At 37.8% G+C, this 15,801-nt stretch carries 13 protein-coding genes; all 13 read right to left on the bottom strand.

Going from position 1 to position 15,801, the window contains the following annotated elements; all coding sequences use genetic code 11:
• Positions 1-19: 19 nt before the first annotated feature.
• The gene (locus tag STRPS_RS06600; RefSeq protein WP_007894446.1) at positions 20-271 is read right to left on the bottom strand and encodes a bacteriocin immunity protein; all 252 of its coding nucleotides are present in this window, start codon (positions 269-271) and stop codon (positions 20-22) included.
• 161 nt (positions 272-432) lie between these two features.
• Positions 433-2,418 (bottom strand): transketolase, encoded by a 1,986-nt coding sequence (gene tkt / locus STRPS_RS06595; protein ID WP_007894529.1) that lies wholly within the window; start codon positions 2,416-2,418, stop codon positions 433-435.
• 158 nt (positions 2,419-2,576) lie between these two features.
• Positions 2,577-3,221 carry a fructose-6-phosphate aldolase gene (gene fsa, locus STRPS_RS06590; protein ID WP_007894542.1) on the bottom strand — a complete coding sequence of 215 codons (645 nt, stop codon included), beginning with the start codon at positions 3,219-3,221 and terminating at the stop codon, positions 2,577-2,579.
• Positions 3,222-3,317: 96 nt separating this feature from the next.
• The gene (locus STRPS_RS06585; protein ID WP_007894469.1) at positions 3,318-4,817 is read right to left on the bottom strand and encodes a helix-turn-helix domain-containing protein; all 1,500 of its coding nucleotides are present in this window, start codon (positions 4,815-4,817) and stop codon (positions 3,318-3,320) included.
• Positions 4,814-6,148: an NAD(P)/FAD-dependent oxidoreductase gene (locus tag STRPS_RS06580; protein WP_007894534.1), complete on the bottom strand. Its 1,335-nt coding sequence runs from the start codon at positions 6,146-6,148 to the stop codon at positions 4,814-4,816. The genes STRPS_RS06585 and STRPS_RS06580 overlap by 4 nt, the downstream gene beginning before the upstream one ends.
• A 79-nt stretch (positions 6,149-6,227) precedes the next feature.
• Complete coding sequence (locus STRPS_RS06575; protein WP_007894478.1) at positions 6,228-6,929, bottom strand: MIP/aquaporin family protein; 702 nt, start codon at positions 6,927-6,929, stop codon at positions 6,228-6,230.
• Entirely contained in the window at positions 6,929-8,770 is a 1,842-nt protein-coding gene (gene glpO / locus STRPS_RS06570) for a type 1 glycerol-3-phosphate oxidase (RefSeq protein WP_007894567.1), read from the bottom strand. The genes STRPS_RS06575 and glpO overlap by 1 nt, the downstream gene beginning before the upstream one ends.
• A 14-nt stretch (positions 8,771-8,784) precedes the next feature.
• Positions 8,785-10,296 (bottom strand): glycerol kinase GlpK, encoded by a 1,512-nt coding sequence (glpK, locus tag STRPS_RS06565; protein ID WP_007894491.1) that lies wholly within the window; start codon positions 10,294-10,296, stop codon positions 8,785-8,787.
• Positions 10,297-10,627: 331 nt separating this feature from the next.
• Positions 10,628-10,885, bottom strand: a complete 258-nt coding sequence (locus tag STRPS_RS06560) for a DUF896 family protein (RefSeq protein ID WP_007894527.1) — start codon at positions 10,883-10,885, stop codon at positions 10,628-10,630.
• A gap of 35 nt (positions 10,886-10,920) precedes the next feature.
• Positions 10,921-12,960, bottom strand: a complete 2,040-nt coding sequence (glyS, locus tag STRPS_RS06555) for a glycine--tRNA ligase subunit beta (RefSeq protein WP_007894460.1) — start codon at positions 12,958-12,960, stop codon at positions 10,921-10,923.
• On the bottom strand, positions 12,960-13,877 hold the full coding sequence (gene glyQ / locus STRPS_RS06550; RefSeq protein ID WP_007894462.1) for a glycine--tRNA ligase subunit alpha: 918 nt from the start codon (positions 13,875-13,877) through the stop codon (positions 12,960-12,962). Before glyQ ends, glyS begins: the two co-directional genes overlap by 1 nt.
• A 433-nt stretch (positions 13,878-14,310) precedes the next feature.
• Complete coding sequence (locus STRPS_RS06545) at positions 14,311-14,838, bottom strand: isoprenylcysteine carboxyl methyltransferase family protein (RefSeq protein ID WP_007894547.1); 528 nt, start codon at positions 14,836-14,838, stop codon at positions 14,311-14,313.
• 108 nt (positions 14,839-14,946) lie between these two features.
• Complete coding sequence (locus tag STRPS_RS06540) at positions 14,947-15,786, bottom strand: aldo/keto reductase (RefSeq protein ID WP_007894560.1); 840 nt, start codon at positions 15,784-15,786, stop codon at positions 14,947-14,949.
• Between the last annotated feature and the right edge of the window lie 15 nt (positions 15,787-15,801).

The following is a 15,801-nucleotide window of genomic DNA, read 5'->3' as shown; positions in this document are numbered from 1 at the left end:
CCCCCTGCTAATATCCTCATTACATTTCAATAAAATTTTTTAAAGCATCCTTCAAGATGACTAGAGATTTGGGCAAATGCTCATTATCTTGAATAAAATAAGTATCCATCTGATTATTTAACTCTCTAGCTATTAATATAGGGTTCTGATTTTTAATCAATTGATTTGATGCCGTTAAAAGACACTGAGCCAATTCACGATTTTCCCTGTTTTCTGGATAATCATAAGCCCGTTTTATCTGATCATATAACTCTTGACAACGTTTTTCCATTTCATCCCCTTTTTTGTACTTTTTAATTAATACAATATATTTTGATCTTACAGAAATAGTAGCTCTTTGTCAAGATAAATCATTCATTGTCGTTTCGTTCTGTTAAAAACACGAACAATTTAAAATAACGAGTTGTTATCCCAACAACTCGTTATTCTTCTTTATAATGATTTATAAAGACTTACAGCATTTTCAGTTGTAAAGCCATATTCTTCAAAAATCCGATTACCTGGTGCTGACGCTCCCCAAGTATCAATTGTTAAGGTTTTACCTGCTAAGCCGACATATTTTGCCCAACCAAAGCTTGATGCAGCTTCAATCGCAAGACGTTTAGTTACTGCTGCCGGTAAAATACTTTCCTTGTAGTCAGCATCTTGCTCATCAAAGATATTTTGTGATGGCATTGAGACCACACGCACCTGAATTCCTTCTTCTGCTAGCGCAGCCTGTGTATCGATAGCAAGTTTCACTTCAGAACCTGTGGCAATGATAATCCCATCAAGATCACCTTTGGCATCTGAAAGAATATAGGCACCTTTGTTAATTCCCTCTTCAGCTAAGTCCGCTGTTCCTTCAAGAACCGGTAAGTTTTGACGCGTAAGCACCAACATTGTTGGTTTATCAGTTTCAGCCAAAGCATGTTTCCAAGCAGCGTTGGTTTCATTACCATCAGCCGGACGGATAACGTTTAAGTTTGGCATTGACCGAACACTTGCCAATTGTTCAATTGGTTCGTGAGTTGGTCCATCCTCACCAACAGCAATAGAATCGTGTGTCATGACATACATAGTCGGTAAATTTTGAAGAGCTGCCATCCGAACGGCTGGTAAAAGGTAGTTTGAGAAGACAAAGAAGGTTCCACCGTACACACGTGTTCCACCATGAAGAGCGATACCATTCATAGCTGCCGCCATGGCAAACTCACGGACACCAAACCAAATATTCCGACCTTCATATTGACCAGGTTGGAAATCTTTTTCAACTTTAACCATGGTATTATTTGAAGCTGAAAGGTCTGCTGAGCCGCCCCAGAATGAAGCAACTTGTTCTGAGATTTGTTGGATAGCTTCTTGACTTGATACTCGACTTGCTTTAGAAGTACCCACTTCATGTGCTTTTAAGTCTACTGAGATAGCTTCATTGGCAAAAGCATCTAAGTAATCTTTGGCTAATTCTGGGTACTCTGCTTGGTATTTAGCAAAAAGTTCATTCCAAGCATTTTCAGCTTTTTCACCACGTGTTTGAAGTTCTTCTTCAAAGCGTTTTGTAACTTCGGCTGGTACTTCAAAATCTGCTGCAGTCCATTGATACGTTCTTTTAGCAAAGGCAATTCCTTCTGCTCCCAGTGGAGCCCCATGTACTGCTGAGGTTCCTTGTTTTTCCGCACCAAAACCAATGATTGTTTTAACTTCGATGATGGTTGGTTTTTCAGTTTCAGCTTTGGCTGCTTCAATGGCTTTAGCAATTGCTTCTAAATCGTTGCCATCTTTAACAAGAATATGTTGCCAGCCATAGGCTTCAAAACGTCCTTTGACAGATTCTGTGAAAGCCATTGATGTTGGTCCATCTAATGAAATATCATTAGAATCATAAAACAGGATGAGTTTGCCAAGTTTTAAATGTCCAGCTAGACTAGCTGCTTCTTGACTGACACCTTCCATCAAATCGCCATCACCGTTTAGAGCGTAAGTATAATGATCAACAATGTTAAAATCAGGTTTATTATATTTTGCTGCAAGATGAGCTTCTGCCATAGCCATACCTACTGCATTAGCAATTCCTTGGCCAAGTGGACCAGTTGTTGCTTCAACGCCATCTGTATGGTTAACTTCTGGATGTCCTGGAGTTTTAGAGCCCCATTGACGGAAGTTTTTAAGATCTTCATTGGTCACATTATAACCTGCTAAATGTAGCAAGCTATAAAGCATTGCGGAACCATGCCCAGCAGACAAGACAAATCTGTCACGGTTTGTCCAGTTACGGCCTGTTTTAGGATTGATATTCATGACTTTATTCCATAAAACATAAGCCATTGGAGCTGCTCCCATTGGAAGACCTGGATGCCCTGAATTTGCGGCTTGAATTGCATCCATTGAAAGTGTACGGACAGTGTTTACTGCCAACTGGTCAACTGCATCAAATGTCATAAGTTAAAAACCTTTCTGTGTATCACTACTAAATGTAAAACGTTTTCCGTTCTCTATTGTATCATATTTCGTGACTAAATTTTAGCGAAATTCTGAATTCCTTAAAAGAGCCCACAAAGAAACCTAGTAGCTCATGTGTTACTAGGTCTCCTAACTGTCTATTTTTTAAAGGAAGCCCAATCTTTCATAAATTGATCAATCCCATTATCTGTCAGTGGATGCTTAACCATCTTCCCAAAGACTGCGTCAGGAATCGTTGCAATATCTGAGCCCAGCTTAGCAACAGCTTCTACATGGGCAGCATTTCGGATGCTGGCAGAAATAATTTCAGTCTTATAACCAAAGATATCAATAATTTCTCTTAGATCTTCAATTAATTGATAAGGGTCTGAGCCAATATCTTCTAAACGACCAATGAATGGACTGATATAAGTTGCTCCTGCTTTCATGGCCATTAAGCCTTGTGAAACTGTAAAGACTAAGGTTACATTCGTTTTGATGCCTTCTTTTGAAAGAATGTTAGTTGCTTTTAGTCCTTCCATAGTCATAGGAATCTTAATGACGATATTTTGATGCCATTTAGCAATCTCACGCGCTTCCTTGACCATCTCATCAGTGCTTAGCCCTGTAACTTCGGCTGATACCGGGCCATCAACAATATCACAAATTTCTTTAATAACAGTTTCAAAATCACGGCCCTCTTTTGAAATAATGGTTGGGTTTGTTGTTACTCCGTCTACAAGTCCAAGCTCGTTGATTGCTTTAATAGCTTCAACATTTGCAGTATCTAGAAAAAATTTCATCTTTTTACCTCCAATATGTATTAAAATTTACTTTGAATCCGATATAACTATTATAAAAAGCTCAACAATGATTATAAAGACCAACTATTACACAAGTTAGTGTTCAAAATTAGACCTCCTCTTCTCCCTTTGATAGTTTTCCTTTGCGAAACTATTTTTATCTTTTAACTTATTCTCTAAAAATAACTGTAAGTTGTTCAACTCAAGAGGAGACATATAAGATTTTAAATGAAAATGCGGATAGTTGGTTTGACTATGGTAGTTACCGTAAGAAAGAACACAGTCATAGTGATGTAGCGGATTGTAAGCTTCAAAATGATAATTTCTGTTATTGTCTAAATATCTTCCGATACTTAACTCTACGATAGCTTTTTTTACGGATTGTGAACCAAAATCCAAGGCAATAAGTAATGGGTTATGCTGTCTCTCAATTGAAAAAATCAATAATTCTAACAAGTCTATCTTTAAGCTTGTCGAGAAATCTGAATTTAGTATCTTTTTATTGCCAATCAATATAAAGAGATGCCTTACAACAAGCTCCATTTTATCCCTCTCATCGCTTGGAAGCAACTGGTATAAAGCATCTACAGACTGAACCTTACCCAGAATCGCTCCTTTAAAGAAAAAAGCTTTAGAAAAATAAAGGCTTAAACCATAAATAATCTCTTCCTTTGCTTTATTCGAAATAATATTTGCTTTTCGTAAAAGCCATATTGCCTCCGAAATGTTATCTGCTATTGGCCCTCCAAAACCAAGGATAAATTCCATTGAATGAATGGGCAAAATCGGATGAGAATGTAAAAAGATAAATAAGCTTTTTGATTCAAAACGATTAAATTCAATAGCATACCTACTAAGATAATGAAGCATGAGACGGTCAAGTCGCTTATAAAAAATATTATTGTTAATATAGTCAAATTTGAAATGACTTGGAAGGTCCTTTTCTTTTTGAAAATGGAAACGCTTTTGAGAAATCGTCAGCCATAGAGCCAATTGCTCTAGTTGATCTCTTGCAATTTCTGAACCAATAAACCTTTCAATCAAGCGATTCAACTGTTCAAAATCAAGGTCTTTAGTCATCTCATCTTGCTCTTGCTTAGTGAGCGTTAACTGAAATAGCTCATAGTAAAAATACCGCCACTGAAGCTCACTCCCTGTTTGTTTCCCCTGATAAATTGAAATATCAAACTCTTCAAGACAAGCGTTGATATGTGCTAGGTAACGATTGAAAGTGGGTTCACTTATTAGGAACTTTTGTGCCAAAAAGGTTACATTAAAGTCCTCGTTAGTAAAAAAGTACCTCAATAGTTTATATGGGATAGAATCTTTTAACAATACCATGATAATTTGTTGCCAAGTGAATTGATTATCATCAATGATTATCACACCTTCATTTTCAAAGCTAATGTAAAAGGATAGGTGCTCTAACCTAAATAAATTGTTTATATTATCTAAATATTTTAATAAGGTAACCTTTGATAACTTGCTTACCTCCAACAATTCTCTTTGAGGCACCTTCTCTGAACGTTTATAAAGATAAGATAGAATCTGATACTGAGCCTTTCTTTCCTTATCCATAAGCTGCTCTATTTTCATAGGGAAATCCTCTTTTCAAAAAGATTTACGGCAGCCTCATGCAAATGATAAGCTAACTCCCCTTCCCCTTTTAAAAAAATAAAATCTTGAAAAGCGAGATCAGAATCTTTCTGCTTTAACGTAATTGCCTGGGAGACATAATTAGCCAGCAATAAATTATTGCACTCTGATATCATTTGACAGCCTACAAGTTGACCATTTTCCTGCTTTGCAATCAATTTAATCCAAATCAGAGAACCGTCTTTACTTGATTCTGCTTTGTAGCAATAACTAATCAACGGATGATATAAGGAACCTTCCTCTTCAGTTAGACCAGCACTTGATTGGTAATAGTCAAAGTTAAAACTTCCTGATAGCTTGGTCATTTTAAGCCCAGCTAAGCTAATTCCTGCAAGATGATAGGCTAAATATTGCCCAGTTCTGATAGCATGACTAATTAAAGGGCTGTAATAAGGAAAATTAATCACCGAATGCTTCAATGCAATCAAATCGCCAATCGCATAAATATTAGGATCTGAGGTTCTCATAACAGAATCAACCTTAATCGTTCTATCCAAATGACAGTCAACGATATTTTCTAAGAGTAAACTATTAGGTCTGAAATTGACAGCCAGCACCACTATATCTCCTGTATAAGATTGCCCACAATCTGTAAAAATCGACAGACTTCCATCTTGGTTGTCCCTAATTTCCGTTACACGAGCATGAGTTACTAAGGAGATCCCTTTTTGAGCAATTTTCATACGGACAGGAGCAATCATATCAGTGTCAAACTGGTGAAAGTTGATATCATTTGCAGCCTCAACAAGAGTAACTTCCTTCCCTTTTTGAGCTAAACTATAAGCAAAATCTAATCCAATAACACCTGCTCCAACCACTAGGATTTTTTGACTTTCTTCAATTTTTGTTAGAGCTTCTCGACTATCACGATATGATTTTGTTGTTATAACACCATCTCTATCACTACCTTTAATAAAGTTTGACTTTGCCTCAGAGCCCATTGCACAAACTAATAATTGATAGGGTTCAAAAAGAAGAGCCTGGTCATCCTTTTTTAAAATAAGCTCTTTCTTCTCAGGATCAATCGTAACAACTTCAGCATACAATCGAACAATATTTTTTACTTTTGAAGGTGTTGAACCCTGCCACATAGCTTGAGACAAGTGGGTGATGTTCCCTCGAAGATAGTCATTCAATCCATTAGGAATATAATCAGATGATTGGTCTTTATCAATCAGGATTATTTGAGTATCTGGTAATAACTGTGCTAATTTTTCAGCACAAGCCAATCCTGAAAAAGAAGCCCCGATAATATGTATTTTGTTAGTCATAATGTCATTATATCAATTCTAATGTTTAATTCCACTTCAAGCAGTAAAAAGCCCAATCTTCTGATTGAGCTTTCTTTTATTATTTCATTATTTGAAACAATAAGACAGCTAAGCTAGCACCCACAATTGGGCCTATAATCGGAATCCAAGAGTATGACCAATCAGATTCTCCTTTATGTTTTATAGGTAAGATGGCGTGAATAATCCGCGGGCCTAAATCCCGTGCTGGGTTAATGGCATAACCAGTTGTCCCACCTAAGGACAAACCAATACCAATAATTAAAGTTCCTACACATAAGGTTCCTAAGCCAACTGGCATATGATATAAACCAAAAGACAAGATTCCTAACATTAATACAAATGTTCCAAAAATTTCACTCAAGAGATTAGAAAGTGTATCCTTGATAGCAGGACCAGTTGCAAATGTCCCCAAGATATCTGCTGGATTTTCTGCAACCTGATAATGTGGTCTGTATTGTAAAAAGACAAGGATTGAACCTAGCATAGCCCCTAGCATCTGCGCTACAATATACATCAAAGCGGTTCCCCAAGTAATAGTTTTATTGAGTGCGAAAGCTATGCTGACTGCAGGATTTAAATGGGCTGGTGCTAACTTCCCCGAAACAAATGCCGCAACTGCTACAGCTATTCCCCAACCCATTGCAATAACAATCCAGCCTGAATTGTTATTTTTTGTTTTAGGAAGAACTACCCCAGCGACTACTCCATTCCCTAATAAAATCAATAAAATTGTTCCCAAAAATTCCCCAAATACATCCATTAGTCCTGACTCCTATCTCTTTTTAATATCTCTAAATCATTATCTTTAATGGTTTGTCTTAGTTCTTTCTCATAAGTTTGTTTTTGTTCTTCACTCCACTTGAGATGCTTAGCCATCTCTAATAAGACGGGGTCAATTAATTCTTCCAAGTGATCTCTATTAAAAAGCATGTGATTTGTTCTTCTCAAGAAATAGTCGGTTGGTCTCAAGGTCATCTCATAATCCATTGCATAATGAAGAGACAATGTTTCAGCTAAGGTCAGGTCTTTAGCCGCCTTAATTTTACGAGTCAACGCAAACACTTTTGGAGCATTTGAACCATATAAGTTTGCTAAGTACCTTGCATCTTCCATTGATAGACCACTTAAGGTCCCCAATTGAGCATAGGTTTCTAATTCTGATTCAACTTTAGCAGGATTGATTTCTCCACCAGAGACAGGATAAGTTTTTGAATTGATTAATTTAAAGCTTTTACCAAAATCTTTGGTCAAAACGTCAATAATAGCTTTCAATGCCCCCTCTGCCATCTTACGGTAGTCAGTAATCTTACCACCAGCAAGGGTGAATAGACCATTTTCATCACGCTCCAAGCTAGAGCCACGAGAAACTGCTGAAGGGTCCAATTGTTTTTCAGAGGTGCTTGACTCAACAGAGCCAATTGCTTTTTCTAAAGTGCTACGGTCAACTTTTTTATCCACATAGTCTTGGAAGGTGGCGAGAAGGTGGTTAAAGCTGTCCTCAGTAAGTTTGCCACTATTTCCACCATTATAGTCTGATGCACTATTTCCTGACAATAAAGGACGTAGACCAGCCCAAGAACTTTCAATATCCATAATACTTAAATGGGCATCAGGAAAACGTCTGTTGATAATATCTAAGAGGTAATCAACATCTTCTTGTGTAACAGTAGGGTGTTCAAGATCTCCAGTGTAATCTGTATCTGTTGTTCCAAAATAGGTTTTTTCTTCACGTGGTAAGACAAACACCATACGGCCATCATTTAGGCCAGTATCAACATAAATAGGTTGGTCAACATTTAACTTGCGACGATCTACAACAAGGTGAACCCCCTTAGTAGGACGCATTTGTTTTATCTCTTTCCCTTTATTTGAAGAATTACGAACAGTATCACTCCAAGGTCCCGTCGTGTTAATGATAACCTTAGCCTTGATACGAATTTCTTCGTTGGTCAGTAAATCTCGAGCCACTAAGCCCGTCACTTTACCAGAATCGTCAAAAATGAAATCTTCTGCCTTTACATGACTGGCAATCAGGGCCCCATCTCGATTGGCTCTTTTAATATTTTCAATGACTAGCCGTGAATCATTATTCCTAAAATCGAGATAGACACCTCCACCTAGAAGATTTTCGGTTTGAAGATTGGGCTGTCTTTCTAGAACTTGCTCTTTTGTTAACACTTTATTAGCGGCAGCTGTATTCGTCACGCCAGCTAATAAATCATACAAGTCCATAGCTACTTTTAGCCTAAACATATTAAAGGTGCTACCTGGCTCATCATAAACTGGTAAGAGCATTGGATCTGGTTTAGGAATGTGCGGCGCAATTTGTTGAACAACAGCACGCTCTGTAACAGTATCAGCCACAACCTCTACATCAAATTGTTTCAAATAGCGTAGACCACCATGAACTAATTTAGTGGAGCGACTAGAGGTTCCTTGAGCAAAATCTTGCATTTCAATCAAACCTATATCTAGACCACTAGCAGCCGCTTGGAGGGCAACGCCGGCACCTGTAATTCCTCCTCCAATGACAAGTAAATCCAAATGCCGTTCTTGCATTTTTTGGATAGCTAATCGCCTTGTTTCACTTGAAAATTCCATTATTTCCTCCTTTATCAGTCTTCTTGATTGTCAGCAAAAATCTGAGTAGCTCTAACAGCTTTTTTCCAACCCTTATACAGTTTTTCTTTACGTGACTCATTCATACTTGCCTTAAATAATTGACCGGTTGCATTCAACTCTTTTAGCGAATCGAGATCTTCCCAATAGCCTACAGCTAAACCAGCGAGAAAAGCCGCACCTAAGGCAGTCGTTTCTAAATTTTTTGCACGCGCAATATCTTTCCCTAGAATATCAGCTTGGAACTGCATTAATAGATTATTCATAGCAGCTCCGCCATCAACCCGCAGTTGTTGGATATCAATTCCAGAATCAATTTGCATAGTATCAATAACATCTCTAACCTGATAGGCTATTGATTGTAAGGTTGCCTTTACAAAATCTTCTTTGGTAGAGCCTCTTGTCAAACCAAAAACAGATCCACGCGCATTGGAATTCCAATAAGGTGCCCCTAGACCGGTGAAGGCTGGAACTACATAGATTTCATCATCACTAGTTGAAGCCATTGCTAATTCTTCAGATTCAGGAGAAGTCTCAATCATTCTTAATCCATCACGTAACCATTGAATAGCACTTCCCGCAATAAAAATAGACCCTTCTAAAGCATAGTAGACCTTACCATTAATACCATATCCAATAGTGGTCAGAAGGTTATTTTCTGATAATTGCATATCTTCACCAGTGTTCATGATGATAAATGATCCCGTACCATAAGTATTTTTTACCATTCCCGGTTCAAATGCTAACTGTCCAAACAAGGCAGCTTGTTGGTCACCCGCCATACCGGAAATAGGAACTTCTCCTCCATAAAAATGAAAACCTGCTGTCTTACCATAAATTTCTGAATTGGACTTAACTTCAGGGAGAATGGCTTTGGGAATATCTAAGATAGATAGAATCTCCTCATCCCACTTTAACTCTTTAATATTGTACAGCATGGTTCTCGCTGCATTTGAATAATCCGTCACATGGGCTGCACCATCAGTCAGTTTCCAAACTAACCAAGTATCAATTGTTCCAAAAAGAAGCTCCCCTCGTTCTGCTCTTTCTTGGGCACCTGGAACATGGTCAAGAATCCATCTTATTTTCGTAGCAGAAAAATAGGCATCAATAACCAATCCTGTTTTTTCGTGAATCATATCAGTATAGCCATCCGCTTTCAATTGATCCGCGATAGGAGCAGTTTGACGTGACTGCCAGACAATAGCATTATAAATTGGCACACCGGTTTTTTTGTCCCAAATTACAGTAGTTTCCCTTTGATTTGTAATACCAATTGCTTCAATTTGACTTGGTTTAATACTAGATTCAATAAAAGCTCCAGCAATAACTGACTGAACTGAATTCCAAATCTGATTGGCGTTATGTTCTACCCAGCCTGCCTGAGGGAAAATCTGCGGAAACTCTTTTTGACTACTGGCAATCTTTTCACCTTTTTTGTTAAAGATAATTGCTCGGGAACTCGTTGTCCCTTGGTCAATAGCCATTATGTACTTTTCTTCTGGCATGTGTCTTCCTCCTTGAGTAAGCGTTTTCTTTTTTAATAATACTATTATAACCAATTTATTTTAAAGTGTATTATCATAAATTTCAATTACCCAAGAAATTTGTGATAAAAAATAAAAGCCGCAGAGAATTCTCTAACTTCCGGAGGTCAATAAACCTGTAAAAAGTTAAGTTTTTGGACATTTTATAAGCCTCAAGACTCATAATAACTTTTAGAAGCACTATAACATTGGCAGCCGTAGACATTTTCAGTGCCGAGTCCAACAAAAAAGATTGAAGAAAATAGTCTAAATTGGACTTTTTCTTCAATCTGGTTAGAAAATTCTCTAACTTTTATGATTCTGGATCGTCAAGGGAACGGCCGTGTAAGCCTTTTTCTCGTTGAATTTGTCTCAACTTTTCTGGGGTCACATCATTTCCCTCTTCATCAACCACTTTAATTCCCTCAATGTGATGACGGACTGAGCGACGATAACCTTCAATATACTCTTGTCGTAATTCAGCTTGTTCGACTTTTTCTGCTCCGGTCAAACCAACTGTTTTCTTTTTTCTTGCTAGTTCATTTATCCGTTCAATTTTTTTAGGATCCATCACTGACCTCTCTTTTCTTTCACTCTAAAAGTTTCTTATTTGGTATTTAGAAGATTAAATTGGGCAACAGTTTCTGCTTTCTCTACCAATTCAGTTAATAGGGCTAGACGGTTATTTCTGATTTCCCTATCTTCTGCCATAACCATTGTATGGTCAAAGAAAGCAGCAATTTTGTCGGTCAAGGCGAAAAGTTGTTCTAATTTATGAGCTGCATGACCTTCTAACTGCAAGTCTACTATTGCCTGATAAAGTTCTTTTTCTTCTTGGTTTTCAAATATATTTGGATTAATAGTCACTTCTGTATCAACCTTAGCTGCAAGGTTAAAGACCCGAGAGAGATTTTCGACAGCCACTTTATAGTGACTTGTTTTAGAAGCAGCTACTAGGGCCTGAGCCGTTGCTAACATTTCTGGAACTTGATAATGAGTGCTTGCCAAAACAGCCTCTCTAATGTCCTTAGGAATGCTACTTCCCATCATTTTTTCAATACGAGCAGCAATAAAAGTCATAACTTCTTCTTGATGGGTATAAGAGAAGTCTGCAAATGACAACTGGTAACAATTTGCAATTAATTGATCCATTGGGATATCCCAACCAAAGGCTTCAAAAATTCTAACAATGCCTTGAGTAGCACGACGAAGGGCGTATGGATCATTCGAACCACTAGGAATGAGACCGACTGAGAAGAAAGATAATAGGGTATCAAGTTTGTCAGCTAATGCTAGTATAGCACCAACTTTTGTTTCTGGTAATGTACCATCTGCTGAGCTGGGTAAATAGTGTTCTCTAATGGCTGTAGCAACCGACGGGTCTTCACCAGCTAAGAGGGCATATTTTTCCCCCATTACCCCTTGTAGCTCATCAAATTCACCAACCATACCCGTTAATAAATCAAACTTATAAATTTGACTAGCTCGTTCAACAGCTTTACTTTCCTCTGCGCTTAGATTTGCTTTTTCTGCTAAGTAGTTAGCAATAACGCCTGTTCTTTCCATATGCTGAGCTAATGAACCAATTTTTTCATGGAAAGTGACATCTTCTAATTTAGCAACAAGGTCTTCGATTTTTAGCTTTTGGTCCTCGCGCCAGAAAAATTCACCATCTTCCAAACGTGCAATCAAGACCTTCTCATTACCTTTAATAACATTCTCTATATATTGGGCATTCCCATTACGAACAGAGATAAAGTTTGGCAATAACTTGCCTGATTGGTCACGAACAACAAAATAACGCTGATGATTTTTCATTGAGGTTACCAATACTTCTTCTGGAACACTAAGGTATTTGGTATCAAAAGTACCAAGGAAAGCCGTTGGGTATTCAACTAAATTGAGTACCTCATTTAAAAGATCAGCATCAATATCAACCTGGATGTGATGCTCTTTTTCCAACTCTTTTATTTGATTAAGAATCATTTGTTGCCGTTCAAGAGGATCAACAATAACAGACTGAGTTCTTAAATCTGCTTCGTAAGATAAAGCATTTTGGATAGCAATTTCTTTTCCTAAGAAACGATGACCTCGTGAGTAACGGGCTGAGCTAATATCAAGGAAGGGCATCTCAAGTAAGTGATCGTCTAATAAAACAGTTAGGGTATGAACGGGACGGATATACTCAAAACTATTACTTGCCCAGTGCATCGAGACTGGAAAAGTAAGACTTGCTAGGAGATCAGGAATTCCCATAAGAACTTCTTGAGCGGCTTTGCCCTTCTCATTCTTAGTCACATATACATATTCTTCCCCTTTTATTTTGCGGAATTCAATATCATCAGTGGTTAAACCTTTTCCTCGCACAAAGCCTTGTGCTGCCTTGGTGAAATTTCCTTGAGCATCCAGAGCAATTTTTTTAGAAGGTCCTTTGAAATCTTCTACAAGGTCTTCTTGTTGGTCTGTCAAACCGTGTACCCGAACTGCTAATCGACGGGGTGTTGAAAAGGTTTGTATCCTCTCATAAGACAAACGGTTAGCTTCCAAAAAGGTTGCCATTTTTTGTCCTAATTGTTTTTCACTAGCTGTTACAACGTATGCTGGTAACTCTTCAAGTCCTAGTTCAACTAATAAGTTTTTTGTCATTATTCTGCCTCCTCTTTTAGTAATTCTGCGCGACGTGCATCGTCAAGGAGTGGGTAACCAAGTTTACGACGTTCTGCAACAAATGTTTTAGCGACCACACGTGCTAAGTTTCTAATACGAGCGATGTAGCCCGCCCGCTCGGTCACTGAAACTGCTCCTCTGGCATCAAGGAGATTAAAAGTATGAGAACATTTTAGGACATAATCATAAGCTGGGTGAACTAATCCTTCCTCTAATGCACGCGCAGCTTCTTTTTCAAATTTCTCAAAATTCTCAAGTAACATGTCTTGATCTGAAATTTCAAATGAATATTTGGAATGTTCATACTCTGGCTGCAAGAAAATCTCACCATATTTGACGCCTGGAGCCCATTCAATATCATAGACAGAATCAACTTCTTGGATATATGAAGCAAGGCGTTCCAAACCATAGGTAACCTCAGAGGTAACCGGACTCGTTGCAAGGCCACCGACTTGTTGAAAATAGGTAAATTGGGTAATTTCCATTCCGTCTAACCATACTTCCCAGCCTAGTCCAGCTGATCCCGTCGAAGGATTTTCCCAGTTATCTTCAACAAAACGAATATCATGTTCTAAGGGGTTAATTCCTAATTTCTCAAGCGACTCCAAGTAAAGTTCTTGAATATTAGTTGGAGACGGCTTCATAACAACTTGGAATTGGTGGTGTTGATAAAGACGATTCGGATTTTCACCATAACGGCCGTCAGCCGGTCGTCGAGATGGCTCAACATAGGCAGCATTCCAAGGCTCAGGACCAATTGCCCTTAAAAATGTGTAAGGGCTCATAGTGCCGGCACCTTTTTCATTATCATAAGCCTGCATTAACATGCAACCTTTATCATTCCAGTATTGTTGTAACGTTAAAATAATCTCCTGAAAAGTAAGTTTTCTAGACATGTGATTCCTCCATTATTAAAAATTGTGTCCTTGTAGATTGTGAACTATGTTCCCACAGATATAACCTTAAGTCAGTCAAATAATCCCTACAAGCAAGTAAAAGTCTAGACCAATTCTAAGAATAAAATTATAGCACCTAGACTGTGTATGAATTGTGGATACAAAAAGAACCACATTTAAACACCCTTATGTCAAAGACATAGGGGCGTCGAAACGCGGTTCCACCCTAATTTATTACTTCATTATTGATGACGATGAAGACCTTGCCCTTAGACATCAGTCTCTGAAAGTGCCAACTTACTAACAGTCTTGCCTAGCTTTCACTACCCTAGAACTCGCTTTGTTTCATGCTATTAAGCCTTCTTCCATAGCCCATATTCTACCACATCTCCAGGACTTTGTCCAGATTAACCGTTATAAAGTAAGGGCTAGACTATCTTTCTACCTTGCCATTTGGAATAATGACTTCTCTTATAAGGCGGTTTTCCTCATGGATTCTGATGCTAAGAGATAGAAGGTAGAAGGGGAATAAGATAGCTGCCGTAATTTTGGCATGACAAAGCAGAACTATCCCAATTAATTCTGGGCAGATATTGAGATAGTAGTTAGGGTGCTTTACATAACGGAAAAGCCAGTGATCCACATACTGATGATCTTGAGTTATCATCAATTTGACAGTCCAGATACCTTCAAGCAATTGAGTTACCTTATAAAGAACAACTAATGAGAAAACCATTAAAGATAGACCAAGTAAACTCCAGCCGTCAAATTCAGTCTTTCTCAAATAAGCTTCTAAGGAAGCAAAAGCATAAATCATAATATGAAGAAGGGTTAAGAATTGGGAATTTAACTTGCCAAATTCTCTACCTCCATTTGCTCGGATTGTTTTTTCATTAGCAATAGATAGTTTTAAGAAAACTAGGCGTATGATAAACATAGCCAGCATAAACATTAAAATCATTTTTAACCTCTTTATTTATTTATAATTTAAATATAAAAAAATTATATATAAATGATAAAAGCTTGTCAATATAAAAAAGCTCAGTTATAAACCAAGCTTTTTAATAAATTAGTAATCTTTGGTGTCTGGATCTGGCACTGGTGTTAATCCTTTAATGTTTTTAATTCTTTCAGCATCTTCTGCACTTAACTTAATATCAAAGAAATCTAAATTTGCTTTGATGCGATCTTCATGTACAGATTTTGGTAGTGGTAAAAAGCCATTGTAAACTGACCAAGCAAGTGCCATTTGAGCCACGGTTCTATTATATTTAGCAGCTAATTCTAACATGGTTTCATTTTCAAAAATATCTCCCTGTCCTAGTGGGCTCCATGCTTCGATAACAATATTATGCTTTTGACAATAGTCAATCACTTCCTTTTGATAGCAGCCAGGAGCTAAACGAATCTGATTAACAGCTGGTTTAATGTTAGCAGTTTTTGCCAAAGCCTCTAAATGGTGAACCATAAAGTTGCTGACACCAATTGTTTTAATCAACCCTTCTTCGACTGCCTCTTCCATATAGCGCCACGCTTGTGCATTAGCCTCTTCCCAACAATCACGCACGGCCTTAGGATTAGGCCAATGAATCAAGTAAAGATCCACATAATCTAAGCCTAAGCGTTTTAAGGACGCAGATAAAGCTTTCTTTGCCCCCTCATAGCTGTGAGCATCATTCCATAATTTAGTCGTTACAAATAACTCTTCTCTTGCAAGGCCTGAGTCTTTAATTGCGCGCCCAACACTCTCTTCATTTTTGTAAATAGCTGCTGTGTCAATATGACGATAACCTGCTTTAATAGCTGCTAAAGTTGATTGATAAGCTTCTTCTCCATCAGCTGCTTTAAATGTTCCAAATCCAACTGCTGGAATTACTAAACCATTGTTCATTGTTAAGTCTTTATGCATTGTCATATCTCCTTC

Source organism: Streptococcus pseudoporcinus LQ 940-04, assembly GCF_000188035.1.
Classification (GTDB): Bacteria; Bacillota; Bacilli; order Lactobacillales; family Streptococcaceae; genus Streptococcus; species Streptococcus pseudoporcinus.
Note: the sequence above shows the minus strand (reverse complement) of the source record. Positions and strands in the feature narration are given on the sequence as shown.

Excerpts from the sequence above, each read along its gene's own strand:
- tkt (WP_007894529.1), bottom strand. The coding sequence starts at position 2,418 with ATGACATTTGATGCAGTTGACCAGTTGGCAGTAAACACTGTCCGTACA.
- STRPS_RS06585 (WP_007894469.1), bottom strand. The coding sequence starts at position 4,817 with ATGAAAATAGAGCAGCTTATGGATAAGGAAAGAAAGGCTCAGTATCAG.
- STRPS_RS06575 (WP_007894478.1), bottom strand. The coding sequence starts at position 6,929 with ATGGATGTATTTGGGGAATTTTTGGGAACAATTTTATTGATTTTATTA.
- STRPS_RS06600 (WP_007894446.1), bottom strand. The coding sequence starts at position 271 with ATGGAAAAACGTTGTCAAGAGTTATATGATCAGATAAAACGGGCTTAT.
- STRPS_RS06560 (WP_007894527.1), bottom strand. The coding sequence starts at position 10,885 with ATGGATCCTAAAAAAATTGAACGGATAAATGAACTAGCAAGAAAAAAG.
- STRPS_RS06545 (WP_007894547.1), bottom strand. The coding sequence starts at position 14,838 with ATGATTTTAATGTTTATGCTGGCTATGTTTATCATACGCCTAGTTTTC.
- STRPS_RS06580 (WP_007894534.1), bottom strand. The coding sequence starts at position 6,148 with ATGACTAACAAAATACATATTATCGGGGCTTCTTTTTCAGGATTGGCT.
- glpK (WP_007894491.1), bottom strand. The coding sequence starts at position 10,296 with ATGCCAGAAGAAAAGTACATAATGGCTATTGACCAAGGGACAACGAGT.
- glpO (WP_007894567.1), bottom strand. The coding sequence starts at position 8,770 with ATGGAATTTTCAAGTGAAACAAGGCGATTAGCTATCCAAAAAATGCAA.
- fsa (WP_007894542.1), bottom strand. The coding sequence starts at position 3,221 with ATGAAATTTTTTCTAGATACTGCAAATGTTGAAGCTATTAAAGCAATC.
- glyQ (WP_007894462.1), bottom strand. The coding sequence starts at position 13,877 with ATGTCTAGAAAACTTACTTTTCAGGAGATTATTTTAACGTTACAACAA.
- STRPS_RS06540 (WP_007894560.1), bottom strand. The coding sequence starts at position 15,786 with ATGCATAAAGACTTAACAATGAACAATGGTTTAGTAATTCCAGCAGTT.
- glyS (WP_007894460.1), bottom strand. The coding sequence starts at position 12,960 with ATGACAAAAAACTTATTAGTTGAACTAGGACTTGAAGAGTTACCAGCA.